Source organism: Dehalococcoidales bacterium (assembly GCA_041656115.1).
Taxonomy (GTDB): Bacteria; Chloroflexota; Dehalococcoidia; order Dehalococcoidales; family UBA5627; genus UBA5627.
Window position 1 is genome coordinate 53,065 of the sequence record JBBAED010000002.1, and the last position, 26,891, is coordinate 79,955.

A 26,891-nucleotide genomic window follows, 5' to 3' on the forward strand; every position below is an offset into this window, starting at 1 on the left:
CTAATACACGTTAGCACTTTTTTTGTATAAATTCCGCATTAGATTTTTAAGGAGTGAGAATGGTATCAAAATCGCCAATTCCTTCCAAAGAGGAAAATTATCCCGTAAAACGTCAGACCTACGCAAAATTACCACAGGTTATTGATGTACCTAATTTGGTCGAGGTACAACTTGATTCTTTCAAGTGGTTGCAAGAAGAAGGAATTAGACAGCTGTTGGATGAAATTTCTCCGATACAGGACTTTACCGGAAACAGGCTGGAGCTAAGCTTTATCGGCTATGAATTCCGCGAGCCTCGCTATAGTGAAGAGGACTGTTTGCAAAAAGACCAAACCTACTCGGTGCCCCTATATGTTAAAGCGCGGCTGCTTACAAAGGGGACGGGTGAAATAAGGGAACCGTTTGATTTGTTTTTTGGTGATATCCACCTTATGACGGATAAGGGAACGTTTATCACCAGCGGAACAGAGAGGGTTGTTGTCAGCCAATTATTGCGTTCCCCGGGTATTTATTTTACCGCTGACGAAGATCCTACCAGCGGACGCAAATTGGGTAAAGCCAATTTGGTCCCCAGCCGCGGCGCATGGTTGGAATTCGACACCAGCACCAGAAACGTAATATCGGTTAAAGTAGACGGGAAAAGGAAAATCCCCGTAACCACTTTGCTGCGTGCAATCGGATACGGCACCGATCATGAATTACTGCAAATGTTTGAAAAGGAAGATAATTCCCCGAACAGAAACTTTATTCAATCAACAATTGAAAAGGACCCGGTAATCAAAAGCGAAGAAGATGCGCTGATTGATATGTACAGAAAATTGCGCCCGGGTGATCCGCCAAACCTTGATAACGCCCGCAAGATGGTTACCAATCTCTTTTTTAACCAGCAGCAATACGACCTTGGAATAGTCGGCCGCTATAAACTTAACCAAAGATTAGAGATTCCCAAAAAGGGTGATGCCGACCGTGCCTTAACCAGAGAAGATATTGTTGAAATCGTACGCCATATAATAAAGGTAAGCAACAAAGACGAAACCCCGGATGATATTGACCATCTGGGCAACAGAAGGGTGCGTACCGTCGGTGAGCTTATCCAAAACCAGTTCCGTGTCGGATTGGTTAGATTGGAAAGGGTTGCCAAAGAACGCATGAGCATCATTAGCAGTGATGTCGTTACACCCGGCGCTTTGGTTAATATTCGGCCGGTATTATCGGCAATCAGAGAGTTCTTTAGCAGCTCGCAATTATCCCAGTTTATGGATCAAACCAACCCGCTTGCGGAATTGACGCATAAACGACGCTTATCGGCCATGGGGCCCGGCGGTTTGTCGCGTGACAGAGCCGGCTTTGATGTCCGTGACGTCCATTATTCCCATTACGGAAGAATTTGCCCGATTGAAACCCCGGAAGGTCCGAATATCGGTCTTATCGGTACAATGGCAACCTATGGGCGCATTAACCGTTACGGTTTTATCGAAACCCCTTACCGTAAGGTTATATCCAAGCTAAATAACAGCGATAAAGAATTAATCGGCAAAATAGCCGGTGAAGATATTCTTAACGATAACGGCGATGTTATTTTAAAAGAAGGCGCCGAAATAACAAAGACGCTTGCCAATGAACTGGCGAAACTTTCGGGAAGAGAAGTTCCCGTAAGGCCTTACGTATCCGGCGCAGTCGAATACTTACAGGCCGATAAAGAAGATAAGTTTAATATTGCTCAGGCAAACACTCCTATCGATGAAAAAGGCTATTTTGTTAACAAAAGGGTTGAAGTACGTTACGAAGACCGTTATATGATGCTTCCTCCCGAAAAAATCGATTTTATGGATGTTTCGACTAAGCAGATATTCAGTGTTGCCGCATCGTTAATTCCTTTCCTTGAGCATAACGATGCCAACCGCGCACTTATGGGAGCCAATATGCAAAGGCAGGCGGTTCCTTTACTGCGTGCCAGAGCTCCGATTGTGGCAACCGGTATGGAACGAGAAGTTGCCAAATACAGCGGACAAGTTCTTTTTGCCAAGAATTCCGGCATGGTCATCTCCGCTAACAGTCAACGAATTGTTATTAGAAGCGACGGCGGTCAGGAAGAAGCTTATATTTTACAAAAATTCATTCGTACCAATCAGGGTACATGCATAAATCAGCACCCGGTTGTAAATCGTGGCCAAAGAGTTAAAAAGGGCGATGTAATTGCCGATAGCTCCGCCACCGAAAACGGTGAATTGGCTCTCGGTCAAAACGTGGTTTGTGCCTTTATGAGCTGGGGCGGTTATAACTATGAAGATGCTATTATTCTGTCCGACAGAATGGTGGAAGAAGATAAGTTTTGCTCCATTCATATTACAAAGCATGAAATTGAAGCCAGAGACACTAAATTAGGTCCGGAAGAAATCACCAGGGATATCCCCAATGTCGGAGAAGAAAGCCTTAGCGAACTCGATGAATACGGAATTATCCGCATCGGCGCTGAAGTCGGCCCCGATGATATTTTAGTCGGTAAAATCACCCCCAAAGGTGAAACCGAACTGTCGGCAGAGGAAAAACTGCTGCGCGCCATATTCGGTGAAAAAGCACGCGAGGTAAAAGATTCATCTTTAAGAATGCCTCACGGTGAATGGGGTAAGGTTATTAATGTAAAACTGTTTACCCGCGAAGAGGGCGCGGAATTGCCCGTTAGGGTTAACCAATGGGTTCAGGTGTGGGTTGCCCAGAAGCGCTCTGTTTCCGTAGGCGATAAATTAGCCGGAAGACACGGTAATAAAGGTGTTATTTCTAAAATCGCACCGGCAGCCGACATGCCTTTCCTGCCTGACGGGACTCCGGTGGATATTATTTTAAACCCAATCGGTGTTCCTTCCAGAATGAACCTCGGGCAGATTTTGGAAACCCATTTAGGGTGGGCAGCCAGAAATATGAATGTTAAGGTTTTAACACCGGTGTTTGACGGTGCCAGTGATACCGAAATTGAAGACATGCTGGCAAGGGTTTGGCTTGTACAGAAATCCGGTTCGGTTACCTTGGATTTGCAAGGTGATAAGCCTACGATTAACCTTGAAAAAGTTAAAAACTGGGTTAGTCAAAAAGGATATGACGGAGAAAAAGCGTTTGACGGCTCTTTGATAGGTGAGGCGCGTGATACATGTCTGCGTTTGTGGCTTGAAGAATTTAAGGTTAAAAGCAAGGGGCTTGATTCTATCGAATTAACCGAAAAAGCAAAGGAAATTGCGCTAAATAAAAATGTTCCTCTGCCTGTCAGCGGCAAAACGATTTTAAGAGACGGACGTACCGGAGAAGCCTTTGATCAGCCGATAACCGTCGGAAACATTTATATGCTAAAACTAATCCACTTAGTGGAAGATAAGGTTCATGCCAGAGCCACCGGTCCTTACTCTTTAATCAGCCAGCAGCCGCTTGGCGGTAAGGCCCAATTCGGCGGACAGCGCTTCGGTGAAATGGAAGTTTGGTCGCTTGAAGCCTACGGTGCCGCACATAACCTGCAAGAAGTGTTGACTATAAAATCCGATGATGTCGCCGGCAGAGCCAAAACATACGAAGCAATCGTCAAGGGCGAGGATATTTTACCGCCCGGTGTCCCCGAATCGTTTAAAGTTTTGGTTAAAGAATTGCAGGCCCTCGGTTTAGCTGTCGAGGTTATCAATGAAGAAGAAAGGTCTATACAGCCTGAAAAAATTCAGGATAGTTCTGAATTTGATAAGCCGAGCAGTGTCGAAATGGTATCCGAAGGCGGAGTTTCGAACACAATTAATGATGAAGTAGAAAACTTATTGGGGAATTTGCTTTCGGAAGACCTTGACGATTCCGACGATGAAGAAACCAATTCCCTTGAGAGTGAGGTAGAATAAATTAATGCCTGAAGTTAATGATTTTGATGCAGTACGTATTTCGTTAGCTTCACCGGATCAGATAAAAGGCTGGTCATACGGTGAAGTTACTAAACCGGAAACTATAAACTATCGTACACTCAAGCCCGAAAGGGACGGATTATTCTGTGAAAGAATTTTCGGCCCGATTAAAGACTTCGAGTGTTCATGCGGAAAATATAAGAGAATACGTTACAAAGGTATAATTTGCGATAAGTGCGGAGTTGAAATTGCCCGTTCCAAGGTTCGCCGTGAAAGAATGGGGCATATTGAGCTGGCGTGCCCGCTTAGCCATATTTGGTTTGCCCGCGGCATTCCGAGCCGTATCGGCTTACTGCTTGACCTTTCCGCCCGCAACCTCGAGCGTGTAATTTATTTTTCACACTATATTGTTACCGAAGTTAACGAAGAAGCGCGTGATGCGATTATCAAGCAATTGGAAGGCGAACTCAGTGATGAGATTATCGCAGGCAAGGACTTGCTTGAAAAAAATATCGAGGCAATGGAAAAAGACCAGGCAACGATTGAAGAAATCAATCAAATGCGCCGCGACTTCGAAATTGAAAAAGAGCAAATGGAAGATGCTCTGCCTTCAAAAATCGAACAACTTAAAAATATTCGTATAGGGCACCTTTTAACCGAAACCCAGTACCAAGAATTGATGCAGCAATATGAAGATGTATTTGTTGCCGAAATGGGTGCCGAAGCTATTTTAAAACTGCTGCAAAAAATCAATTTGGATGATTTACGCAGCCAATTGATTGTTGAAACCCATTCATCATCGGGACAAAGACGCCGCAAAGCCAGCAAACAATTACAACTTGTTGAAGCTTTTAGGCGCAGCGGCAATAAGCCCGAATGGATGGTTATGACGGTTTTACCCGTCCTGCCTCCGGAGTTAAGGCCAATGGTACAGTTGGACGGCGGACGTTTTGCAACAAGTGACCTTAACGATTTATACCGAAGGGTTATCAATCGCAACAATCGTCTGCGACACTTGGTTGAAATCGGCGCTCCCGACATTATTATTCGCAACGAAAAAAGAATGCTCCAAGAAGCTGTCGATACTTTAATCGATAACGGTAGAAGGGGCAGGGCGATTACGGTTAGCGGAGACCATAAAGCAAAATCGCTTTCCGATATGCTACGCGGTAAACAGGGTAGGTTCCGTCAAAACCTTTTAGGTAAACGTGTTGATTACAGCGGACGTTCCGTAATTGTTGTCGGTTCGGAGCTTAAAATCCACCAGTGCGGTCTGCCGCGCAGAATGGCATTGGAACTCTTTAAACCGTTTGTTATGCACAGATTGGTAATGGAAGGACTTGCTTCCAATATCAAAACCGCCAGACGACAGGTAGAAAGAGGGCGCCCTGAGGTCTATGATGTTTTAGAAGACGTGGTTAAAGAAAGACCGGTTATGCTTAATCGTGCCCCAACCCTCCACCGATTAAGTATTCAGGCCTTTGAACCGGTATTGATTGACGGCAGCGCACTTCAATTGCACCCCTTAATGTGTGCCGCTTTCAATGCGGACTTTGACGGCGACCAAATGGCAGTTCATGTACCTTTATCCGAAGCCGCCGTTAAAGAATGCCGTGAAATGATGCTTAGCACCAATAATATGTTGCTTCCCAGCTGCGGCGAACCCGTTGTAACACCGACCCTTGATATGGTCTTCGGTTGTTATTATTTAACAACAATTAAAGATGGCGCCAAGGGAGAAGGTTCCAGACTTGGCAGTTTTGAAGAAGCAAAATTAACATACGAACTTGGTGCAATTGAATTAAGAGCCAAGATTACGGTCCGCACCAAAGACGGTGAAAACATTGAAACCACTATCGGGCGTATTATCTTTAATGAAATTTTACCCGAAGATTTTGATTTTATTAATAAGGATATCGATAAATCCGGTTTAAAAAACATTGTCGCGGCTTGCTATAAAAAACTGGGCACTGCCCCCGAGATGGGCGAAATACTGGATGCCCTGAAAGACCTCGGATTCAAGTACGCCACCAAATCCGGGATTACAATTGCAATGAGCGATATAGAAGTACCGACCAATAAGTCCGAGCTGATTACAAAAGCGGACGAAAGAACCACCGTTATTGAAGAACAACATCAAAACGGGTTGATTACCGATGATGAAAGATATAACAGCACTATCGAAGTGTGGATGAATACCACCGACGATATCACCGATTCAATTAAGAAATCGATGAACAAAAACGGCAGTATCTATATGATGGCAAATTCCGGCGCCAAAGGTAATATTTCACAGATTAGGCAGATGGCCGGTATCCGCGGTTTGATGACTAACCCTTCGGGAAGAATTATTGACTTCCCGATTAAATCAAGCCTGCGCGAAGGTTTAAGCGCCATCGAATACTTTATTTCCACCCATGGTGCGCGTAAAGGTTTGGCCGATACGGCTCTGCGTACCTCGGGAAGCGGTTATTTAACCAGGCGTTTGGTTGATGTAACCCAAGACGTTATCGTCAGGGAATACGATTGCGAAACCGAAGACGGTATTTGGATTACAAAAGCGGATGAAACAGAATCGCTGCCGCCTTTTGCCGAGAGAATGACCGGCAGAATGGCTGCAACTCAAATTGTAAACCCCGAAACAGGGGAGATTATAGTTGACCGTAACCAGGAAATTGATGAAGCTATTGCCGAAACCATTGTTAAATTGGGAATTACAAGCGTATATGTTAGATCGTCACTAAGCTGCCAATTAAAGCAGGGTGTTTGTCAGTTATGCTACGGCAGAGACCTTGCACGCGGTTATTTGATTGAACCGAGTACCGCTGTCGGTATTATTGCCGCACAAAGTATCGGTGAGCCGGGTACCCAGCTGACATTAAGAACATTCCATACAGGCGGTGTTGTCGGGCTTGATATTACCACCGGTCTGCCCAGGGTGGAAGAGTTATTTGAAGCCAGGCCTCCCAAAACTCAGGCGATTATATCCGAGATTGACGGAATGGCGGAAGTTATCAATAATGAAGAAGGCAAACGTATCAAAGTAACAAGTTACGACGTCTATAAAGATGAACATAAGATTCCCGAAGGCTGGAATTTATTGGTAAATCACGGCCAGTGGGTGGATAGCGGTAATGTAATTGCTGCACCGCCGCAAGATGATACACAAACCTATGCCGAGTTGGTGGTTAATAATGTACCCGCTCGTTCTTCGGGTGAAGTAATTATCGAAGACGGAAGGGTTTTTGTTAAAATCGAAGAAAAAGAAGAACGTGATTACGTCGTACCGGCCGCTATTTATATCCGTATACAGGACGGCGACATGGTTAAAGCCGGACAGCAGCTTACCGACGGTTCGATTAACCCGCATGACATTTTAAATGTACTCGGAAAAGATGCTGTACAGCGCTATCTGGTAGACGAAGTCCAAAAAGTTTACTGTTCTCAAGGTGTTCATATTAACGATAAACACGTTGAGGTTATTGTCAGGCAGATGTTATCAAAGGTTCGAATCGATTCTCCGGGCGATTTCGATATTGTCCCAGGCGAACTGATTGACAGATTCCGTTACGAAGAAATAAACGCTAAGGTTCTTACCGAAGGCGGAGAGCCGGCAACGGCACGTGCGGTTCTGATGGGTATTACAAGAGCCTCTTTAAGTACCGACAGCTGGTTGGCGGCGGCGTCGTTCCAAGAAACCACAAGGGTGCTTACCGAAGCTGCGGTTAACGGAAAGCTGGATAGGCTTGCCGGCTTAAAAGAAAATGTAATTATCGGTAAACTGATTCCCGCGCGCTGCCAAGCTTCGAAACAAGCCTCGGCGGAAATGGAACAAAAGTTAGCACAAGGTGATACCCTTGAATTGGAATCCGATATCGATGATGAAGAAAATGACAATTCTTCCGATGAGGGCATAGGGATGGAAGACCCCCTTCAAAGCGCTCTTGAAAAAATTGAGGAATTCGATTTGACTTTAGAACCATCCGATGATGACGAAGAAACAGAGATTTAATCTCATTTAAAAAATCGTTATTAATAGCCGCTCCCTAAAAAGAGCGGCTATTTTTATAAGGAAAGATTTTAATATATGTTATAATAAGGCGATAGCGCATTGGGAGGGGCTAAAATAGAACGCGTTGTATCCGGTAAATTCAATAATGAAGACTCGCCTTTAGATAACAGTCTGAGGCCCAGACATTTTGATGATTTTATCGGCCAATCCAGAGTCAGGGAAAACTTAAGTATTGCAATAGAGGCCGCCAAAGGAAGGGGCGAGGCCTTGGATCATGTTTTGTTATACGGACCGCCCGGATTAGGAAAAACAACACTGGCTAATATTATTGCTATTGAAATGGGGGTTAACCTCCGTATTACTTCCGGCCCGGCAATTGAACGAACCGGTGATTTAGCAGCCATTCTAACCAATATACAAAGCCACGATATCCTCTTTATTGATGAAATACATCGCCTTAGCAGGGTTGTGGAAGAGATTCTCTATCCTGCCATGGAAGACCGCGCCCTCGATTTAATAATCGGCAAAGGCCCCGGCGCTAAAAGTTTGCGCTTGAACCTGCCCGATTTTTCTTTAATCGGAGCTACGACGCGTTTTGCCCAACTGAGCTCCCCATTAAGAGACCGATTCGGTTCGGTATATCGTCTTGATTTTTATGATATTAAAGATATTGAAGAAATCCTAAAACGTTCCGCTAAAATTCTTGGAATGAAAGCCGATCCCGACGGCCTATACGAAATTGCCTGCCGTTCACGCGGAACCCCAAGAATAGCCAATCGTTTGTTAAAACGAGTCAGGGATTACGCGCAGGTAAAAGGTGACGGTAATGCCACGGCGGAAATGGCAAACGAAGCGCTTGCAATGTTAGAAGTCGATAACATGGGGCTGGACGACGTCGATAACAAAGTTCTGCATACCATTATCAATAAGTTTAACGGGGGGCCGGTAGGAATCGAAACTATCGCCGCATCCATCAGCGAAGAAGCCGACACCATTATGGATGTCTATGAACCGTATTTAATGCAGTTGGGCTTTTTAGAAAGAACCCCGCGCGGCAGGGTCGCCACTCCTCTCGCTTACCAACACCTCGGAATACCTTTTAACGAGCGGCAAAAACCCCCGCAACAACCCTTGTTTTGATATGAAAAAAAGTATTTTAATCCATTGCTGTTGTGCTCATTGCACCGCTTATACCGTCCAATACTGGCAAGAACAAGGCTACGATGTTACCGCACTTTGGTATAACCCCAACATTCATCCGTATATGGAGCACCAATATCGGCTTGAAGCAATGGAAACCCTTGCCAAAAACTTAAACTTTAAATTGATAGTGGTTGAAGGTTATGATTTTGTTGAATATTTCAGGCGGGTAGTAGGGCATGAGACCGAAAGATGCGGTCTGTGTTTTGATATGCGGTTAAGTAAAACCGTTGAAACGGCAACCGAACTGGGAATCAATTATTTTACTTCGACATTACTGATAAGCCACCAACAAAAACACGACCTGTTAAAAGAAATGTGCGAAAAGTTGTCTCAAGATTCCAAAAGCACTTTTTTATATGCCGATTTAAGAAAGCGTTACTCCGACAGCCGCCGCATTACCAAACCGATGGATTTATACCGTCAACAATATTGCGGATGTGTCTATTCCGAATGGGAGCGTTATACCAATCAAAAAATTAAAGAGTAAGCTTTACCCTTATCGGCTTATTAGCTACTCTCCGACACCTCGCTGTGTTAAAATTATGTATCAAATTTACAGAGGCGTAAATTGGCTTATTACGTAAGGGCGATGACCCGAAATGATATAACAGCGGTAAACGAATTGGATCGTGAAGTTTTCCCCGATATAAGAAATTCCACCAATTTTCAAAGCGAGTTGGAAAACTTTCTTGCGCGTTATATCGTAATTTTTGAAACTGATTCGGCGGAAAATAAAAACCGGGATGCGGATAAACTTATCGGATATGCCGGGCTGTGGTTAATGGTCAGTGAAGCCCACGTTGTTAATATTGCCGTTAGCAATAACCGCCGCAGGAACGGAGCGGGGGAGCTGTTGCTAATTGCTTTAATTGAGCTTGCACTTCAAATGAATTGCAATATGATAACTTTAGAGGTAAGAGTTTCTAATATAACTGCGCAAAAACTTTACGAAAAATGCGGATTTATCCCCATGGGAATCCGTAAAGGGTATTATAACGACAATAACGAAGACGGGATTATAATGACAATCGAAAACATAAACAGTAATGTTTTCGGTGAAAATTTTAAAAAGCTTAAAGAAAATTATCGTAAAAAACGAGGGCCAATCAAAATAGACCTGGCTGCCCTCGCTTCTTAAATCACACACGAAATGCCGATTAAACAGCAGTTACCGGCTGCGGATTTACGCGGATAATTTAATAATTGGAACAGCTGCTATTAGCGGCGGGTAAATTTTTTCTTGAGTTCTTCGATTTCTTTGAATTTCTCAAATTCTTCTTCGCTAAGCGGTTCTATTGATGAGACTTCTCCGCTGTTGATGTTTATCATATAGAGTGCACGGCACTTCCAACAGCGATAGGGTCCTTTATATTCTTGCTCCAAAAGGGAAATACTGCCTTCACTCTCACACGCCGGACACTTAATTTTAATTGCCATCCTGTTTGCCTCCTCCAATTTCAATAATCCGATTATCCTCAACCGGCTTTTTAATCATTCTTTTTTATAACTAAACAAATATTTCGCGAAAAATACTTAACGGGGAACCTATATCTTTTTTCCGGAAACACTTTTATAACCTTAAAACCGGCATTTTCCGCAAGCCGCCTAGCTTCATTATAAGAAAATAGGTGGTAATATCTTAAAAGGACATTATTTTTTTCTTTCCAAGGTATTTTAACATCTTTGGGCTTGAACATAAAAGCCGGCTGCCATTTATTCCAAACCGTAATAAAAGCCTCGCCTCCCGGTTTCAAAACCCTCTTTAATTCGAAAAGCGCTTTTAAGCGTTGATCTTTTCCTCGTATATGGTGATAAGTGGCAACCGCAATCGCCCAATCAAAAGAATTATCGCCAAACGGGAGATTGCAAAGATCGGCTTGTACCAAAGAAACGTTATATTTAAATTTAAAAGCATACCTTTGAGCTTGTTTAAGCATACCGGAAGAAAAATCAATTCCATACAATTCAAAACCACTTGTAAACGGTAAAAAATCGGCGCCATGCCCGCAACCGAGATTAATTAGCCGCCCTTCTTGCCATTTAATTGCCAATTCTTCAAGCTCCGCCTTAAAAATTGAACGGTGCCTGAAGTTATACCAAGAGGGGGCAATATGATCGAAGACTTCTTTCAGTTCGTTATCCAAAATCGGTTCCTTTAATTACCAAAGAAGAATTTTTTATTTGTCGCTAATTAACAAAACTGGTAGACTGATTATAGCATTTATAAAAGAATTATGAGAGCACGAATGAAAAAAATGTCCAGAACCATCTCCGGGGTGACGCCTGTTGCCGTCATGACGGCGCCTCAGGGCTGCCCCGGCGAATGTATTTATTGTCCTACTTATGTTGCCACACCACAAAGCTATACCCCCGAATCACCGGCGGTTTTAAGGGCCAGAAGTTGCAATTACGACGCCGCTGACCAAGTTGAACTACGAATAAAAATACTTTCTGGAATGGGACATCCCACCGATAAAATAGAAATTATTATTATGGGGGGCACCTTTTTATCGTATCCTGTGGAGTATCAGTACCGATTTGTTAAAGGTTGTTTTGACGCCCTAAACGGTGTAATCTCCGGAAGCTTAAAAGAAGCGCAGAAAATTAACGAGAAATCGGAACATCGTTGTGTCGGTTTATGTATTGAAACCAGACCGGACTGGTGCGGTAAAGACGATATCCTTCGAATGATTGAATTCGGGGCAACCAGAGTGGAGCTCGGTGTACAAACGCTTGACGATAAGATTTATGAAACCGTAAAACGCGGGCATACCGTCGAAGACGTAATCAAAGCGACGCAAATGTTAAAGGAAGTCGGCTTAAAGGTGCATTATCATTGGATGCCGGGACTCCCCGGTTCAACCCCTGAAAATGACCTCAAATTATCCGGGATGATGTTTGAAAATGAAGCATTCAGACCGGACGGGTTGAAACTCTATCCGACAATGGTTGTTGAGGGCAGTATTCTCTACGAATGGTACCGTGCAGGTCTTTATGAACCTTACAATAAAGAGACAATGATAAACCTGCTGGCCGATATTAAAGCATTAGTCCCCAAGTACGTTAGGATATCGCGCGTGCTCCGCGATATCCCGGCTAAATTTATCGTGGCCGGTTTAAAGGATTCGTTACGTGAACCGTTAAAATTAATAATGGAACAAAAGGGAATTAACTGTCAGTGTATTCGATGCCGCGAATACGGACACAAAGCCAAGTTAAAGCTTTCGATTGGCAAAGCTAAATTGGATAGAATAGATTATAAAGCATCCGAAGGACATGAGGTATTCCTTTCATTCGAAGATGAATTTTCGACCCTCTTTGGTATGCTAAGGCTTCGAATGCAAGCTGATCCTTCGTTAAATGTCGGTTTTGATAACGAAACAGCATTTGTTAGGGAACTCCACGTTTACGGCCCCGAAATGACTATCGGAGAAAGGGATATTAGCGCCGTACAACACAGGGGTTTGGGGAAATCCTTACTGGCTGAAGCCGAACGTATTGCATCGGAAGAGTTTGGCGCCAAGCAAATGGCGATATTGAGCGGGGTAGGGGCCAGAGAATATTATCGAACCGAAGGTTATAAATTAGTAAACGGTTATATGATAAAAGATTTGTTATTGGAGCAATGACGGCTATTCGTCTCCTTCACTGCTCCAATTAATCATAATTTCTTTAATACGCTGGGCTAGTTTCGGGTTTTTGCGTAAACGTTCAATAAAAATGGGGCACCCCTCAACCATCGATTGCTGTGCAGAGTAGGCCATACTTGATATCAGTTGACTCATTTGCGGGTTATCTTTTTCCGGTGAACCGAACCCGGGGGTGTTCTCCATCTGCCGACGAATATCCTCAGTAGTAAACTTCATCGGTATCAGACACATTTTATACCATGGGCATTCCTTACACTGTATTATGCCGTAGGCTTCATCTAAAATATCACTCATTCAAATATCTCCGTACCACTAATCGGTTAAGGACGATTAAAGCATACTGTCCATTTTTTCTTTTAACGCCGATTCGGATTGAGCACCGACAACCATATCCACCGCTTTGCCATCTTTAAAAAAAATAAGTGTAGGAATTGACACTATTCCATACCTTGATGCCGTATCCTTGTTTTGGTCTACATCCATCTTACAAATCTTAAATCTGCCGTTATATTCCTCAGACAGCTTTTCAAGCACCGGAGCAACCATACGGCAGGGACCGCACCACGGGGCCCAAAAATCTAATAATACGGGCAGCGTAGACTCTGCCACTTCACTTTCAAAACTTTGATCGGTTATTTCATAAACCATGCTGCAATCTCCTCTTTTTGTGGTTTTGTTTCTGTTTTATAGTAATGTTTTCAATTCATTGTGTCAAGAATATTTATTTTACATAACCATTAAATTCTAATGCAAGAAACAAGCAGTTATATTTCCAGCCACGAATGTGAATAAAGGGCTTCTCCGGTCAGAACCTTAACCGTTTTGGCATATTCCAATTCTTTGGGGATAAGCGACCCAAAATCCGGGTTGTAGCCATCCATCATATCGTGAACAAGTTTAAGGATTTCGGGCATTTCACCCCCGGCAAGGCGTACCAACTCTTCGTCAAAAGCATCAACTATCGCCGAATAAAGGCCGTATTTCATCAACATTGCCAAATATGTTCGATTTAAGAAGGGGCGCAAACTTGCTGGCGTGCCGTTGGATACATTCGAAAGCCCCACCACGGATTTGCACCCGGGAGCGATATCACCAAGCATCGACATAAATTCAATACAAGCTTGAACTTGGTTTATATCAACACTAACCGGCGTTACGATAGGGTCTATCCAGATATCTTCGTTAGGAATTCCGATTTCATTGGCTTTGTAAATAAGATCAACCGCCAGCATACACCTTTCGTTGGCATCTCGCGGCATCCCGTCCGCTCCCCACAAAAGCCCGATAATTTCGGCATCATATTCCTTGGCCATCGGCAGGATATTATCCAATCGCTCCTGTTGCAAAGAAACCGAATTTACAAGCGCCCGTGTTTTAGATGCTTTTAAACCAGCCTCGGTCGCCAGCGCATTGGTGGTATCAAGGGAAAGTTTTAAATCCGTAACTTCCTGAACGGTATTAACAAGCCAATCCATTAAGGAATCGCCATCTTTGCGAGCGGGACCGATGTTCAGATCAAGATAATGCATCCCGGCTTTAGCTTCGGCTTTGGCAAGTTCGCGGATAGGATCTTGTAAACGCTTCTTAAGCGCACTGCCGATTGTTTTCGACATAATATTTATATTTTCACCAATCAATATCATAACTTATTCCTCACGCTTTCCATGTTTTTAAAAAAGAAGGTATATGAGAACCCTCACGCGGCCCCACAATTATTTCCCAATCGGGGAGCTCTTCTTCCAAAGCACCGCTTTCAATGGCAATATAACCCGGAATTATCAGTTTACGGTGGTTGATTTTATCGGCAATGCCGCTTTTCTTAACAAAAGAGGCAATAATATCGGCGCTGAATTTACCGGCAGCCCAAGCGGTCATAACCGAAAGCCCTTCGGTATCCTTTATTAAAAGATACGACGGAACGCGGCTGCTTTCGATTTCACCGGAAACAATAAAGTATGTCAGCGAGAAATTACATGTTAGCAGAACCGGAGAGTCTGCACCGGGTCCGGCAATTTCATAAATATTTTCCGTTGTTGCCAAAGGCCTTTGGGGGTCGCTGAAAATATTCATCCGCAATACCAAAAGCGGAAAAAGGGTATCGCCCGTAAAATCGGAAAGAACAATAATCCCGGCGTACTTAGCAATAAAGGTAGCCGCTACCAGAGCCTCTTTTTGGGGGTCGGCACACATCTTTCCGACCATAACGATAGTCGGATAGCCAAGTGAGCGCATTTTCTGATTAAGGGCGGCACGTCGGATTGCGACTTGATCTCTTAGCGCATCCTTTATATCTTTTATGCCGGTATCAATCACTATATTTTTAATCCCCGCTTGCTCAAGCAGGGAAGTTAATTTTATAATCCCGTCAAGGCTCGCGTCTTTTACCGCAACCGGACAGGCATATTTCTTAACTAAAGGAATAATATTATCGCAGTTATTTTGCGTTACGGCATAAATTAACGGATTTTTATCGGCACAGAGCGACAAAGCTGATTCCAATACGAGAGGATTATCACAAATTAACATAATATTGGCATTAGTTTGTTGTAAAACCTTATTTACAAGACCGGTATACGCCTCGGCATTCCCCGAACAGCATTCTAAGGCGACCATCTCAGCGCAGAGAGCCTCTCCGACTCGTTCATAGGTAAGGGTGTTAAATTTCTCTAACCGGCTGTCAATTTCAATTTCCGACATATCATCGCTGATTAATATAGCAATGGCAGGCGGGTTTTCAAACCTTTTTTCATGGCGGAACATTACCGTTTCTCCGCCAATCGTTTTAGCATTTTTACCGCTTCCGATAACAACCGGCCTAATGGGGGGTGTTGAGGCCTCTTCCAATTTTTGTCTGGCTTCTTCCGAAAGATACGGGCATTTCGCAAGTTCCGTCTTTCCGGCAGCCAAACTCATTGCAAAGGCCAAGCAAGTCGGGACACCGCATTCTCCGCAATTCGTTTTCGGTAATAATTTGAATATTTCTATACCCGTAATCGCCATTTAAATAATCCTTTGTCCCATTATACCTATATTATTGCTTCCATCAAAAGGGCAGGGTGCCCCGCCGCTTTTAAAAAGGCTAAAACCGATTCTTCGTCGGTGCCTATGCTTTCATCGGCAATTTTATCCAACATACCGATAATTTCAGGGCCCTTCCCCCGTCTGCCGAAGTTGTCGCAAATCCATTTTTTAAGGGCCAGCGGCATCCAAACTATCCTTTGAACCCCGCCCTCGGCAAAGATAAATTTATCCTGCACGATATTGTAGCGGCTATGCCCCATAAAGCCGGGGATATCCAGTTCCCCTTTTATATTATCGATTATAGTTTTAAAATCCATACCGCAAGGGGTCATCCCGTTATAGTCTTTATCGGCAATCATAATACCGTTACACTGAGGTAAAACCACCGAAACACACTCCACCCATTCCGAGGTTGGCATCGGTTTCTCCATAATATCGTAAAGATTGTAACAGTTCATTTTACCCTGTGAAGCTGCTTTAACAAAATTATTAATACCTTGCCATTGCCCCAAGTTTGAATCCAACATTTTTTGCTTGAGGATAGGTTTATTGGGGCCTGTCGGCTCAATTTCATAAGCCGCCTTGCAATCCAGCCAGCTGTAAGAACCGCAGGGACTGCTTCTCTGGGGGCTTATTGTACAAACATGAAACGGGAAAAATGACTGACAAATCGTACACGAATAAAACGTATCGACACCTTCATCGGTTATCCCTTCCACACGTGCGTCACGCTCGGCGTAAATCGGCCTTGCCTTATTTAAAATTTCGGCTGCTTTTTTTGCGTCCGTATAGATTTTTACTTGTGTTTTGTCGATAATCCGTTCGTAATCGTTATGCAATTTTTCATAAAGGATAGCACCGATATGCCGTAACGAAAAACCTTTCAAAGCAACCGATTTACTAACCTTGATATGCCCCATATCTCTCTGTCCGGTATGCATTACCCCTTTTGTTCGGTTTAAAATGCGATGGATTTGCTTTTCCAGCACCGGTTCAAAGTCAGGCTGCATATTCTTACCCGCCACTTCGATAATAATTGCCAGCGGGAGAGTGTCTCCAATAGCGCAATCTTGTATATCGGGGCCAAACAGTTCTATTTTACCGTCGGTAATTTCTTCACACGCTAGGGTAGTAACCCATTCAACCATAGAACTTGTTCTGCCGCCAAATTGAATATAAAGGTCCTCGGCACGAATCCTTTCACCTTCAAATTCCGGGCCGTACAAAAACGGGAAGTTTGTTATTTTTACCATAATTGACCCTGTAAGAGGCGGTTTTTGAAACGCGGCTCGGATAATTTTTTCAAGCCGCAGTTAGCTCGATTAACATTTCTTTTACGAGCCTGATTGCTTCGGGATGCCTCATAATCAAAATATCGGCACCAGCGGTTGCCAGCGTCATAGCCGACATCGCCTCCAGCATAACGGCACGCTTTGTTATATCACCAAGGCTTGGGTTTTCTTCGGTGGGAATTCTAACTTCTTTTGTTTTCCAAGTTTCCGCGGCAATATTACAAATTATAGGATATTGCAATTTTTCATCGTTTTGAGTTAGCGCCGCAATCTGCATCCGCTCCATAACGGAATAAGCATATTCAATACCGTAGCCGATACTGCTAACGGTAGGATCCATAATAATTTTATCGTCAGGGACACCCAAGTTGCCCAAAAGAATATTAAGCTGTTTTGCTAAATTGATATCAATCGGGCTGCAAGCAATAACGGTATGCCCGCATTCTATTGCAATCGGGGCGATGTTTTTGTAATTTCCTTCTTCAAGAGGACCTATAATCAGGTTTTCGCCCCTGCAAATCTCGCTGACTTTGGTTAAAACTTCCGTATCTTTTTCATGATTGGAGGTCCCCCAAACTATTAAGGGAACATCTATCGCTTCGGCAACTTTTTTAACAATCAAAGCGGCGTTATCGGCATCACCGTCAAGCCCGTTAGGGTCGGTACCTGCCAATTGCAAACAAATCATCTGCGCGCCGTATTCCTTGATGCATTTTTGAGCCCATTTCACCGGATCGTGGATTACATCCGCAAACGGTTTAATAGCGGCTTCGGTCCAATCGTCCGCTACCGCGTCGTAGACTTCCATTGCAATTACCGGAACATGCGGCATTGATCCGTCAAAAGAATAAAAAGGGTAGGCCGTTTCACCGCCGACGGTAACCGCACCGGCACCTTTTCCGAGCGTAATTTCTCTGATTTGACCGTTATAGGGTATTTGGGGGGTTTCAAAAGCCATTTAAACCTCCGGGTTAAGCAAATTAATAATCTTGGCCGCTTTAATCGTGTTCGACATTAACATCGCAATTGTCATCGGCCCTACACCGCCGGGAACAGGGGTTATCGCACTTGCTTTTTCTTTTACCGATTTAAAATCAACATCTCCGCAAATAACCGCCTTACCGTCCGCTGTTTCACCAATTCGATGCGTACTGGCATCAATAACTATAACACCTTCTTTAACCATATCGGCGGTAATAAAGCGCGGCTTACTGCCGGCGGCGGCAATTAAAATATCGGCTCGGCGCGTATGAGAAGCCAAATCTTTGGTTTTAGTATGACAAACCGTTACCGTGGCGTTAGCGCCTTTAGCTTTTTGCATTAGCATTCCGGCCATCGGTTTCCCTAAAATATTACTTCTGCCGATAATTACAATATCGGCGCCCTCGGTCTCGATACCGTATGTTTCAAAAAGAACCTGTATCCCAAGAGGGGTGCACGGCAGATAATTGGCTTTGCCAATCATTAGATTGCCCATACTTTCGGGGTTAAAACCGTCAACATCTTTAATGGCGTTTATTGCCGCCAGGATAGTGTTTTCGTGGATGTGGGAGGGGAGGGGAACCTGTACCAATATCCCGTGTATTTTAGGTTCACTGTTTAGCCTATCAATTAAAGAAAGTAATTCTTCCTCGGTCGTTTCGGCCGGTAAATCGTAATTTTCGGAATATAAACCCATCGCTTCGCACGTTTTTACTTTCATCGAAACGTACAACTGTGATGCCGGATCGCCGCCGACCAATACCGTCGCCAACCCCGGCACAATATTGTATTCTTTTTTTAGGCGCACAACCTCTTCCGTTAGTTCTTCACGGATATGTTTGGCGGTCGCCGTTCCGTCTATAATCATTGCAGGCATAATTTATTTCCCTCCCAGTGTTACCGACGGGAATTCACCGCTATCGGTGTGCGGTAGAAAAAGCGCAGCAACATAATTGTCCATAAATAAGTTATTTTCGGATAATTCAAGATGTGTCATCATCGATGCAATTTTTAATCCGTCTTTAATAAGATCACGAGAAAATGCCGATAATCTGGCTCCCAATAAAGAGCCGTTACCGGCAAAAACAAATTTATTTTTAGGGATATCAGGTAAAAGCCCGATAATAATCGCGTTTGCAATATCGATATGGTTACCGAAAGTGCCGGCAATAATAACTTGTTCCAAGTCCTTAAATTCCTTATCGACACTTTGCAATAACGTTTTATAACCGGCAAACATCCCTGCCTTGGAGCGAACCAGATTTGCGATATCGGCCTCGGTGAGAACGATATCCTTATATGTTTGTGTTTCGTCGGCATAGGCTAACACGTATTCAAAGCCGTCATCGCCCTCTCTGATTCTGCGGTTCAATAACCCTCTGTTGAATTTACCGCTTGGGTCTATCACCCCTTTTTCAAGCAGTTTGGCACCGATATTAATTAAACCCGAACCGCAAATGCCTTTCGGTTTAGCGTTATCAATTGTGGTAATTACCGGTTCATAGGTTTTAGGGTCAATATCAAAGCCTTCGATAGCCCCCGAAGTGGCAATCATCCCGTGTTTAATTCCGCCTCCTTCAAAAGTCGGCCCGGCAGAACACGCGGCAGTAATCATCCAATCTTTATTGCCAAGTACAATTTCTCCGTTTGTTCCGATATCGATATAAAGAGTCAATTTATCTTTTTGATAGATACCGGTCCCCAGCATTCCCGATACAATATCACCGCCGACATAACTGGCAACGCAGGGCATGGTATAAACATAAACAGAAGCGGATGTTTCCAATCCGATACTCTGGGCTTTAATAAGAGGCAAGAAAGCGGCAGTCGGAACATACGGCGATAAGCGCAAATATTTCGGATTTAAGCCAAACAGCAAGTGAGTTATAACGGTATTGGCGGCAAATATAATATGCGTAATTTCATTGATTTGAACATTCGCTTTTTTGGCAAGGTTTTTAAGCATGTCGTTTAAGGTAGCAATAACCGCTTTTTGCAGTTTTTCCATGCCATCCGATTTTTGAGCCCAGGCAATGCGGCTAATAACATCTTCTCCGTAACTAATCTGGCGGTTGTAATCGATACCTTGGCTAATTACTCGCCCGCGGTTTAAGTCCAGGAGTTGCCCTCTGACCGCGGTTGTACCGATATCAAAAACAAGCGCAAAATTACGCGCTCTGGTATCTCCGCTTTCTATGTTTATCAATTTATATGCGTTTTCGGTTTCTTCAAGAAGTGTAACGGTGGCATTCCAGCCGCCCGCTCTTAAGGTTTCCGCCAATATATCAAGAATGTCACTCTCAACGGCAACCTGTTGTATTCCGCCTTGTATCTTAAGCCCCTTAAGAAGACGCGCAAGGTCATCCGTATTATCTTCCATAGTGGGCGGAGTTAACCGCAAGAAAACCTTTTTAACGGGCGGGTTAAATTTCCAACCGCTTACCAATGAACATGAAGATAAAAGCTCCTCTTTGGAAAGAATTGCCTTCTCCAATTTAGACGTTACCGGAATTTCAACAACAAGGTCGGACAGGATTCTGCTTTTACAGGCCTGCCTGACACCTTTTTTGTAATCTTGTTCAGATACTTTATCCGTCCTTACGCTTTCAACCTGACCGCGTTTAATAATTACATTACATGTTCCGCAAACACCGGCACCGCCGCACGAAGCATTGATATGCACACCGGCGGCAACCGAGATTTCCATCAGGTTATCTCCCGGCTTGGCAAGGATATCAACGTTATCCGGTTCAAAGTGTACGTTATATCTGATTTCGGTATAATCGTCCGGCATATTTAAAAGAGTCCTTTTATTTTTCCGCTTTCAACATCAACGTCAATACGGCGGTAAGCAGGGTCGGAACCGGTTCCGGGCATCAATTTAATATCTCCGGCCACCGGAACAACAAAGCCCGCTCCATTGTAAGTCAATACATCTCTTATAGGCAAAGTCCACCCTTTGGGACGCCCTTTAATTGCAGGGTCGTGGGTCAGGCTTAAGTGCGTTTTAACCATACAAGTCGCCATTTTGTTAATGTTTGGATCTTTTTCAAGTCTTTCAATTTTGGCATTTGCTTCGGATGAGTAGCTTACGCCATCGGCACCGTAAACCTCTTTGGCGATAATATCAATTCTTTGCTTTATTGAGGTGTTATCATCGTAAAGCAGTTTGAAATCAACTTTTTCTTCACAAGCCTCAATAACCGCATCGGCAAGCTCTAAAGCGCCCGCGCCGCCCTTTAACCAGTGCTCTGAAAGGGCAACTCTGGCTCCGGTTTGACCGGCAATCCTTTTTACGATTTCAATTTCGGCTTTGGTATCCGTATAAAAACCGTTAATACAGACAACAGGATTTATCCCCGCCTTTTTAACGGTTTCAATATGGGCAACAAGGTTCTCGCAGCCCTTTTCAACCAAGCCGACATTTTCTTCGGTATAAGCGGAATCCAACGGTTTCCCGGGTTCAACCTTGGGGCCGCCGCCATGCATTTTAAGGGCTCGAACGGTGGCAACAATAACCGCGCAATTAGGAACAAGGCCGCTAAGCCTGCATTTGATATTCCAAAATTTTTCAAAACCGATATCCGCTCCAAAACCGCTTTCGGTAACATGATAATCGGAAAGTTTTAATGCCACCTGATCGGCAACAATGGATGATTGGCCCACCGCAATATTGGCAAAAGGTCCGGCATGGACCATCACCGGCTGTCCTTCAATTGTTTGCAGTAAGTTGGGATTTGCGGCTCTTACCATCCAAGCCGTCATCGCCCCGTCAACTTCAAGGTCTTTAGTTGTTACGGGGTTACCTTGTTTATCGTAAGCTACAACTATTTTTGAGATGCGCTCGCGCAGGTCTTTTAAGCTCGTAAAAACAGAAAGGATTGCCATCACCTCGGAACTAACCGAGATTGCAAAACCGGAACGCATCATAAAACCGTCCGTTTTATCGCCAATCCCGATGACTATATCGCGTAAAGACTGGGCGCAAAAATCGATAACCCATTTCATTTGGACGTTACGCGGGTCGATATCAAGGCGTTTTAAGTTTCTTTTAGCCAGAGTTTCATCATTGTAATTAAACTCATGCTGCAGCCTTGAAGTAAGCGCCACCATTGCCAAGTTATGGGCGTTAGTTACATTATCAATATCACCGGTAAGACCCAGTGAAAACGGGGTTAACGGAATGCATTGAGAAAGCCCGCCGCCGGCAGCACTGCCTTTAATATTAAAAGTAGGCCCCCCCGAAGGCTGTCTGATGGCGCCCGATACATTTTTGTTTCTTTTCGCAAGGCCCTGCACCAACCCCATTGTGGTGGTGCTTTTCCCTTCCCCGAGCGGGGTAGGGGTTATGGCGGTAACATCAATGTATTTTCCGTTCGGCCTGTTTTTTAAACGTTCTAAAAGCGGAGCAAAATCAACCTTCCCGATATAATGTCCGTAAGGAAGAAGTTCTTCTTTACGAATGCCCCAATTTTCGGCAAGAGAAGCAATCGGTAACATATTTTCTTCTGCTTTTTCCGCTATTTCCCAGTCTTTTAGTTTAGTAGGGTCAAGGGATGAAAAATCAAACTTTGCCATCTTAATGCCTTCCGCTCCTCTTTTTAAGTCAGTTAATCATAATTAAACGGTTATCGCTTAATTATACATTTATTCGGGGATATAAAGGAATATTTATTTACATAACATTATAATTATCTAAATTACAGAGCAGTTAACAAAACATCGGATGCAATCACAAATTAAAAGTGCGGAAATTGAAAAGCGCTAAGATTATTAAGACTCAAATTACTTTATAACAGCAGGCGTTTCGTTTGAATAAACATACAATGCTGAGTTATAATTAGCTTTACGTAAGTTGTATATTTTTAGGTTTAGGGAGAAAAAGTTTGCTTAAGAGTCATAGTTGCGGAGAGCTTAACCGGAATAACAATCAACAAACAGTAACCCTTAGTGGCTGGGTAGATCGTCGCCGTGACCACGGCGGCTTAATTTTTATCGACCTTAGAGACAGAGAGGGAATGGTACAAATCGTTTTTAACCCCGAAAACTCTAAAGAGTGCCATGATATTGCCAACTCACTAAGAAACGAATATGTAATTCAAATAACGGGACAGGTTTCTTTGCGACCGGAAGGAACAATAAATCCGAATTTGCCAACCGGTGAAATTGAAATCTTGGCCGATAGCGTTAAGATTCTGAATCCTTCCAAAACGCCCCCTTTCTATATCAACGAAGATATCGATATCGATGAAAACTTGCGTTTAAAATATCGCTATCTGGATATCAGGCGTGAACGAATGAAAAACAATATCGTTTTACGCCATCGCGTTACCAAAATGATGCGCGATTTTATGGATAACAGGGGATTTTTGGAAATAGAAACCCCGATTCTGATTAAAAGAACCCCCGAAGGCGCCCGCGATTATCTTGTTCCCAGCCGCGTCTATCCGGGTAAATTTTACGCCTTGCCGCAATCCCCTCAACAATTAAAACAGCTTTTAATGGTGGCAGGTGTCGAAAAGTATTTCCAGATTGCCAAATGCTTCCGTGATGAGGATACACGTGCGGACAGGCAACCCGAGTTTACTCAGCTTGATATTGAAATGAGTTTTGTTGAAGAGGACGACGTTATGCAATTAATCGAAGACCTCTTCATTAAAATAATGGAAGAGATAAAACCTCAAAAACGTTTTATTAAACCATTTCCGCGCATAGATTACGCCGACGCGATGGAACGTTACGGATCAGATAAACCGGATATCCGCTTCAGGATGGAAATAAAAGATATTTCGGATATCGTTGCCAATTCCGAGTTTGGTGTTTTTAGCTCAGCGGTTGCCACCGGCGGTAAGGTTAAGGGGATAAGCGCTCCGGGTTGCGCCGGTTATTCACGCGCCCAGATTAATGAACTAAACGAACTGGCTCAAAGTTTTGGAGCAAAAGGTCTGGCCACCATTATGCTGGACGCTTCAGCCCCAAGTATTGATGAACTGACTTCTGATTCGGTAAAATCACAAATAGCCAAATTCCTTACCTTGGAAGAGATAAAAAGCATTGCAAAGAGGCTTGAAGCCGTCCCCGGCGATATGCTAATGATTGCCGCAGGAGATAATGCCACCGTAAGCGATGTGCTTGGCAGAATGCGCTCTGAAATGGGCACACGCCTAAAACTGGCTGACCCCGATTTGTTTGCGTTTTGTTTTATTGTTAATTTCCCTTTGTTTACCAAGGACGACAAAACAAATCGTTGGGAGGCAATGCATCATCCGTTTACGGCTCCCAAGGATAAAGATTTACCGATTTTGGAATCGGACCCCGGCAATGTATTTAGCCAAAGCTATGATATAATATTAAACGGGTACGAAATCGGCGGGGGCAGTATCAGAATCCATAATCCCGAACTGCAGCGAAAAGTCTTCAATATTATGGGACATTCGGACGAATCAGTTAATCGACTTTTCGGACATTTACTGGAAGCCTTCAGTTACGGGGCTCCGCCGCACGGCGGAATTGCCATCGGTGTTGATCGTGTTTTGATGCTTCTATCCGGAGAAAACACAATCAGAGAGGTAATTCCTTTCCCCAAAAACCAGAATGCTTATGATTTGTGCTTTAATGCTCCCGACGTAGTAAGCCGAGAGGATATTGATATATTGCATATTAAGTTAGTGGATAAAAAGGCAGAAGAATAAATAATATAAAGGGGTAATAATGAAGTCAACACTGGATAAAATTGAAAACCATACGGGTTATCTAACCGTTGAGACCGAACCGGCAGACCTTGAAAAATACATGGATAAAGCCTATCAACGGTTAGTTAAAAGGACAGAGGTCCCCGGTTTTCGCAAAGGTAATGCGCCGAGAGACATTTTAGAAAAACACGTTGGAAAAGAAAAGCTCTTGGCAGATGCCATTGATGAAGCGATACCGGATATTTGCTTCGAAGCCTTAGAAGAACACGGCTTGGAAGCCATTATGCAGCCGATGGTTAAAATATTGGAAAATGAACCTTTAAAATTTGAAATGACGGCCGCTTTGAAGCCGACAATTGAGCTTGGCGATTACAAAAATATGGTTGTAATCCCCGAATCAACGGAAGTCGAAGACGAAGAAATTAACGATATTCTGGATAGGCTGCGCAAACAATACGGCGAAAGCTACGAAATTTCGGATGAGCCGATTAAACAGGGAGATAGCGTAACGGCCGACATTATCGGTGAAGTTTACGAATCGCCAATTATTAGAATGCAGGGCTCTCAATTTGTAATGGATGATGACTTTGCTAAGGATATCCCCGGGCTGACCGAAAAAATAATCGGAATGAAAAAGGGAGAGGAATCCAAATTTAAACTTACCCTTCCGGAGGATTTCGGAACAAAAGTGGCAGCCGGTAAAGAAGCTGATTTCACCGTTACCGTTAAGGAAGTTCGCGGGATGAAATTACCGGAACTTAACGATGAATTTGCCAAAAAAATCTCTTCCGAGTTTGAATCCTTCGACGCTTTAAAAGAAAAAATCAAAAATAATTTAAAAAGCGAAAAAGAACGTAACGCCGAAGCCAATTACGAAGAAAAGGTTATTAACAAGTTAATTGAAATCAGTAGCTTGGAATATCCGCCTGCAATGGTGGAAATGGAATTGCAAAACCTGATTCAGGATTATAAATGGCAATTACAAGCGTCCTGCCGAGATGAAAAAGAATTTGAAGAAAGAATGAAACAGACTCCGGAAGCCGAATTAAGGAAAAACGGCAGACCTCTGGCTCAAAAGAGAGTTGAGTGGGCGCTTGCGGTAACCGAAGTGGCAAAACAAGAAGATATTACCGTTTCGGAAGAAGAAATAGACGCAGAAATTGAAAAAACATTAGCAAATGCCGGACCTAGGAAAGAAGATTTGGAAAAATATTTACAGGGTGCATCCGGGCGCAAAGAAGTGGAAGGTATGTTGCATAGCAGGAAAACCGTAAAGTATTTGATAGATACTGTTAAAGCCAATACCACGCCCAAAGACTAATTTTATAAACAAGGAGTGTACTAAAATGAACGGAAATCCGATGAATGTAATACCCATGGTGATTGAAAGCGGTGCAAGAGGGGAGAGGGCTTATGATATTTATTCTTTACTGTTAAAGGAACGTATTATCATATTGGGTAGCCCTATAAACGATCAAATTGCCAATATTATTATTGCCCAGCTTCTCTTTTTGGAAAGGGAAGACCCTGATAAAGACATCCAGCTGTTTATTAATTCTCCGGGCGGGGTGATTTCTTCGGGGCTGGCTATCTACGACACGATGAATTTAATCAAACCCGATGTATCGACAATTTGTCTTGGTATGGCGGCCAGTATGGCTACCGTACTGTTAAGCGCCGGTACTAAAGGTAAAAGATTTGCGCTTCCCAACTCAACCATACATATGCACCAAGCCCTCGGCGGTGCGCAGGGACAGGCTTCCGATATCGAAATTGCCGCCCGCGAAATTATGAGGCTCCAAGAATTGATTAGAGGTATTTTAACCGCTAATACCGGGCAACCCATGGAAAAAATTATTCACGATTCAGACCGTGACTTCTATCTGAACGCTACTCAGGCCGTCGAATACGGTTTAATTGATGAAATACTAAAGAAACCGGAAGAAGACAAGAAATAATATAATTTTTATTTGCTAAACATCACAGCGACCGGCAGGGTATTAGTACCTTGCCGGTTTTTGTTTGTGAGAGAGAATAGACTGACTTCCCAAGTACAGGAAAACAGGGGTTTGATTTGAACAAACTGTTTTGTTAAGTTTCCGTTTTAGGATTTGTTACACCCGAAAGAAAAAATCGAGATTATTGAATCTATAGTGACACATGCTGACAAT

Annotated in this window: 19 protein-coding genes and 1 pseudogene; 9 read left to right on the forward strand and 11 right to left on the reverse strand. The window is 43.5% G+C overall.

All coding sequences use genetic code 11. From position 1 onward, the window contains the following. The first annotated feature begins 59 nt into the window (after positions 1–59). The 5 genes and pseudogenes from WC958_01525 to rimI all read left to right on the forward strand — a co-directional run bounded on the left by WC958_01525 (position 60) and on the right by rimI (position 10,222). On the forward strand, positions 60–3,869 hold the full coding sequence (locus WC958_01525) for a DNA-directed RNA polymerase subunit beta (GenBank protein MFA5628936.1): 3,810 nt from the start codon (positions 60–62) through the stop codon (positions 3,867–3,869). 4 nt (positions 3,870–3,873) lie between these two features. Then, positions 3,874–7,713, forward strand: a pseudogene (rpoC, locus tag WC958_01530) (DNA-directed RNA polymerase subunit beta'). Positions 7,714–7,980: 267 nt separating this feature from the next. Next, complete coding sequence (gene ruvB, locus WC958_01535) at positions 7,981–9,021, forward strand: Holliday junction branch migration DNA helicase RuvB (protein MFA5628937.1); 1,041 nt, start codon at positions 7,981–7,983, stop codon at positions 9,019–9,021. A gap of 1 nt (position 9,022) precedes the next feature. After that, positions 9,023–9,571: an epoxyqueuosine reductase QueH gene (locus tag WC958_01540; protein MFA5628938.1), complete on the forward strand. Its 549-nt coding sequence runs from the start codon at positions 9,023–9,025 to the stop codon at positions 9,569–9,571. Between the two features lie 81 nt (positions 9,572–9,652). Continuing rightward, a complete protein-coding gene (gene rimI, locus WC958_01545) occupies positions 9,653–10,222 on the forward strand; it encodes a ribosomal protein S18-alanine N-acetyltransferase (GenBank protein ID MFA5628939.1) in 570 nt (189 codons plus the stop codon). A gap of 80 nt (positions 10,223–10,302) precedes the next feature. On the opposite strand, the gene WC958_01550 is transcribed toward rimI, so the two are convergent. Both WC958_01550 and WC958_01555 read right to left on the reverse strand, forming a co-directional pair. Next, positions 10,303–10,521: a hypothetical protein gene (locus WC958_01550; GenBank protein MFA5628940.1), complete on the reverse strand. Its 219-nt coding sequence runs from the start codon at positions 10,519–10,521 to the stop codon at positions 10,303–10,305. 50 nt (positions 10,522–10,571) lie between these two features. Further along, the gene (locus WC958_01555) at positions 10,572–11,228 is read right to left on the reverse strand and encodes a class I SAM-dependent methyltransferase (protein ID MFA5628941.1); all 657 of its coding nucleotides are present in this window, start codon (positions 11,226–11,228) and stop codon (positions 10,572–10,574) included. A gap of 102 nt (positions 11,229–11,330) precedes the next feature. Between WC958_01555 and WC958_01560 the strand changes: the two genes are divergently transcribed. Continuing rightward, positions 11,331–12,713: a tRNA uridine(34) 5-carboxymethylaminomethyl modification radical SAM/GNAT enzyme Elp3 gene (locus WC958_01560; protein MFA5628942.1), complete on the forward strand. Its 1,383-nt coding sequence runs from the start codon at positions 11,331–11,333 to the stop codon at positions 12,711–12,713. A 3-nt stretch (positions 12,714–12,716) separates the two neighbouring features. Here WC958_01560 and WC958_01565 read toward each other — a convergent pair whose 3' ends face one another. From WC958_01565 to WC958_01605, 9 genes are all read right to left on the reverse strand, one after another. Further along, entirely contained in the window at positions 12,717–13,028 is a 312-nt protein-coding gene (locus WC958_01565) for a hypothetical protein (GenBank protein MFA5628943.1), read from the reverse strand. A gap of 36 nt (positions 13,029–13,064) precedes the next feature. Further along, positions 13,065–13,382 carry a thioredoxin gene (gene trxA / locus WC958_01570; protein MFA5628944.1) on the reverse strand — a complete coding sequence of 106 codons (318 nt, stop codon included), beginning with the start codon at positions 13,380–13,382 and terminating at the stop codon, positions 13,065–13,067. Between the two features lie 116 nt (positions 13,383–13,498). Further along, the gene (locus WC958_01575; GenBank protein ID MFA5628945.1) at positions 13,499–14,377 is read right to left on the reverse strand and encodes a dihydropteroate synthase; all 879 of its coding nucleotides are present in this window, start codon (positions 14,375–14,377) and stop codon (positions 13,499–13,501) included. 10 nt (positions 14,378–14,387) lie between these two features. Beyond that, complete coding sequence (acsC, locus tag WC958_01580) at positions 14,388–15,734, reverse strand: acetyl-CoA decarbonylase/synthase complex subunit gamma (protein ID MFA5628946.1); 1,347 nt, start codon at positions 15,732–15,734, stop codon at positions 14,388–14,390. 26 nt (positions 15,735–15,760) lie between these two features. After that, positions 15,761–17,008, reverse strand: coding sequence for a hypothetical protein (locus tag WC958_01585; protein MFA5628947.1), 1,248 nt, complete (start codon positions 17,006–17,008; stop codon positions 15,761–15,763). Between the two features lie 49 nt (positions 17,009–17,057). After that, a complete protein-coding gene (locus WC958_01590; GenBank protein MFA5628948.1) occupies positions 17,058–18,005 on the reverse strand; it encodes an acetyl-CoA decarbonylase/synthase complex subunit delta in 948 nt (315 codons plus the stop codon). Beyond that, positions 18,006–18,905, reverse strand: a complete 900-nt coding sequence (locus tag WC958_01595) for a bifunctional 5,10-methylenetetrahydrofolate dehydrogenase/5,10-methenyltetrahydrofolate cyclohydrolase (protein ID MFA5628949.1) — start codon at positions 18,903–18,905, stop codon at positions 18,006–18,008. A gap of 3 nt (positions 18,906–18,908) precedes the next feature. Then, entirely contained in the window at positions 18,909–20,822 is a 1,914-nt protein-coding gene (locus tag WC958_01600) for an ASKHA domain-containing protein (GenBank protein ID MFA5628950.1), read from the reverse strand. Between the two features lie 2 nt (positions 20,823–20,824). After that, positions 20,825–22,606, reverse strand: a complete 1,782-nt coding sequence (locus WC958_01605; protein MFA5628951.1) for a formate--tetrahydrofolate ligase — start codon at positions 22,604–22,606, stop codon at positions 20,825–20,827. Between the two features lie 308 nt (positions 22,607–22,914). Here WC958_01605 and aspS point away from each other — a divergent pair, with 308 nt between their 5' ends. The 3 genes from aspS to WC958_01620 are packed head-to-tail and all read left to right on the forward strand — an operon-like array spanning position 22,915 to position 26,678. Further along, a complete protein-coding gene (gene aspS, locus WC958_01610) occupies positions 22,915–24,720 on the forward strand; it encodes an aspartate--tRNA ligase (protein ID MFA5628952.1) in 1,806 nt (601 codons plus the stop codon). A 19-nt stretch (positions 24,721–24,739) separates the two neighbouring features. Continuing rightward, a complete protein-coding gene (tig, locus tag WC958_01615) occupies positions 24,740–26,041 on the forward strand; it encodes a trigger factor (GenBank protein MFA5628953.1) in 1,302 nt (433 codons plus the stop codon). A gap of 25 nt (positions 26,042–26,066) precedes the next feature. Continuing rightward, positions 26,067–26,678, forward strand: a complete 612-nt coding sequence (locus WC958_01620) for an ATP-dependent Clp protease proteolytic subunit (GenBank protein MFA5628954.1) — start codon at positions 26,067–26,069, stop codon at positions 26,676–26,678. The last annotated feature ends 213 nt before the right edge of the window (positions 26,679–26,891 follow it).

What these genes read in the sequence shown, in the direction of transcription:
- acsC (MFA5628946.1), bottom strand. Translation starts at nt 15,734, where the DNA reads ATGGCGATTACGGGTATAGAAATATTCAAATTATTACCGAAAACGAAT.
- WC958_01595 (MFA5628949.1), bottom strand. Translation starts at nt 18,905, where the DNA reads ATGCCTGCAATGATTATAGACGGAACGGCGACCGCCAAACATATCCGT.
- WC958_01590 (MFA5628948.1), bottom strand. Translation starts at nt 18,005, where the DNA reads ATGGCTTTTGAAACCCCCCAAATACCCTATAACGGTCAAATCAGAGAA.
- WC958_01575 (MFA5628945.1), bottom strand. Translation starts at nt 14,377, where the DNA reads ATGATATTGATTGGTGAAAATATAAATATTATGTCGAAAACAATCGGC.
- WC958_01585 (MFA5628947.1), bottom strand. Translation starts at nt 17,008, where the DNA reads ATGGTAAAAATAACAAACTTCCCGTTTTTGTACGGCCCGGAATTTGAA.
- tig (MFA5628953.1), top strand. Translation starts at nt 24,740, where the DNA reads ATGAAGTCAACACTGGATAAAATTGAAAACCATACGGGTTATCTAACC.
- WC958_01620 (MFA5628954.1), top strand. Translation starts at nt 26,067, where the DNA reads ATGAACGGAAATCCGATGAATGTAATACCCATGGTGATTGAAAGCGGT.
- WC958_01540 (MFA5628938.1), top strand. Translation starts at nt 9,023, where the DNA reads ATGAAAAAAAGTATTTTAATCCATTGCTGTTGTGCTCATTGCACCGCT.
- WC958_01560 (MFA5628942.1), top strand. Translation starts at nt 11,331, where the DNA reads ATGAAAAAAATGTCCAGAACCATCTCCGGGGTGACGCCTGTTGCCGTC.
- WC958_01600 (MFA5628950.1), bottom strand. Translation starts at nt 20,822, where the DNA reads ATGCCGGACGATTATACCGAAATCAGATATAACGTACACTTTGAACCG.
- WC958_01565 (MFA5628943.1), bottom strand. Translation starts at nt 13,028, where the DNA reads ATGAGTGATATTTTAGATGAAGCCTACGGCATAATACAGTGTAAGGAA.
- WC958_01550 (MFA5628940.1), bottom strand. Translation starts at nt 10,521, where the DNA reads ATGGCAATTAAAATTAAGTGTCCGGCGTGTGAGAGTGAAGGCAGTATT.
- WC958_01605 (MFA5628951.1), bottom strand. Translation starts at nt 22,606, where the DNA reads ATGGCAAAGTTTGATTTTTCATCCCTTGACCCTACTAAACTAAAAGAC.
- WC958_01525 (MFA5628936.1), top strand. Translation starts at nt 60, where the DNA reads ATGGTATCAAAATCGCCAATTCCTTCCAAAGAGGAAAATTATCCCGTA.
- trxA (MFA5628944.1), bottom strand. Translation starts at nt 13,382, where the DNA reads ATGGTTTATGAAATAACCGATCAAAGTTTTGAAAGTGAAGTGGCAGAG.